The 1,347-nt window shown below is 68.3% G+C and carries 1 protein-coding gene; it reads right to left on the bottom strand.

The window, feature by feature from the left end; all coding sequences use genetic code 11:
• Positions 1–24: 24 nt before the first annotated feature.
• Complete coding sequence (locus ACNAW0_RS30350) at positions 25–1,197, bottom strand: ISAs1 family transposase (RefSeq protein WP_416291474.1); 1,173 nt, start codon at positions 1,195–1,197, stop codon at positions 25–27.
• Positions 1,198–1,347 lie beyond the last annotated feature (150 nt).

Here is a 1,347-nt window from a genome sequence, read left to right as displayed (position 1 = left end):
CAGAGCCAAAGCAAAGTCTGTTGATCATGGTCGGGATGCGTTGAGCAGGGCGGGGATGAGCATCTTGTCGGCGTGGTGACGTTCCATGACCTGCTTGATCCTGGAGTGTCCGGCAAGCCGGATCAGGGCGATCGCGAGGTTGCGTAAGGCGGCCATGGCATGGGCGAGGCTGCCGAGCCAGGCGTGGTGGGTGTCCTCGCCGAACAGGACGTCACGGACCCAGTGAATTTTGTTTTCGATCCACCAATGTGTCCTGATGTAGGTGAGCAGATCGGCGGCGGCGCCGACCAGGCTGGTGATCCCGTGGACGATCTGCTTGCTGACCCGCTGGCCGTCGGGGGCGTACACGTCGCGGCGTAGTCGGAAGACCACGGCCGCGCCGGGGAAGTCGATGCCCGTGGCGGCTGCGACCCAGATGGTGCGGGTGACGCGGTAGCCGCTGCGGCGTTCGGTGTCGGTGTGGGCGCTGGTCGCCGCTGTTGCCGCCGGTAGCCGGTCGGTGATCGCGGCCAGCAGCGTGGGCCTGTTGCCTTTGACGGTGAACACGTAGTCCGCGTCGCGTCCGCGTAGGTAGGCGGCGGTGTCGCTGCTGGGATGAGCCGCGTCGGCGGTGACGACCATCCCGGCCACCTCGACATGGTCGAGCAGGGCCCTGATCTGGGTGACCTCGGTCGTGTCGGGCGGGACCTGCACCTGGGCGACGACGACGGCGGTGTCGTGACGCATCGCGGAGAACAACTGCACGTCCACCCCGGTCGGGCCACCCGAGTTCCGGACGGTCTTACCGTCCAGCGACAACCCGCACCCGTCGGCCGGACCGGGCAGCCGGGCGGCCAGCCACGCGCTGACGAGGCGGTCAACCACCGCCGCGTCGACCGCCTCGACCAGCCGGCGCAGCGTGTCCCGACCCGGCGTGACCCGGATCCCGAGCACCGGGTGCCGGCGGGCACCCGCGGCGGCCAGCAACGGCTGCGGCAACTCGGCCACCCGGTCGGCGGCCTGCCGGAAGTTACGGGCGCCGCACAACAACGCCAGCGTCACCACGGTCAACACCCCCGCGAGCCGATGACGCACACCCCGCGCCTTACGCGGATCGTTGACCTGCCCGAACACGGCCGCCAGCGCGGCTACCTGCCCGTAGTCGACCTCCCCACCCTCATCCGTGACGACACCGACGACAGCGTGGGAGACTGACACGAGCGGCCTTTCTTTGCAGACGACGACTGGCGTAGGAACCTTCATCGTCTACTCAGGAAGGCCGCGCTCGCTCACCGCCCCGGGACCGACCCGCAAAACACACGCCTCACCAGGTCAAACGAAGATCAACTAACTTTGCTTTGCCCCTGG

The organism is Micromonospora sp. SL1-18, assembly GCF_047921505.1.
Lineage (GTDB): Bacteria > Actinomycetota > Actinomycetes > Mycobacteriales > Micromonosporaceae > Micromonospora.
The sequence above is the reverse complement of the archived record's forward strand: the minus strand, read 5'-3'. Positions and strand labels throughout refer to the sequence as shown.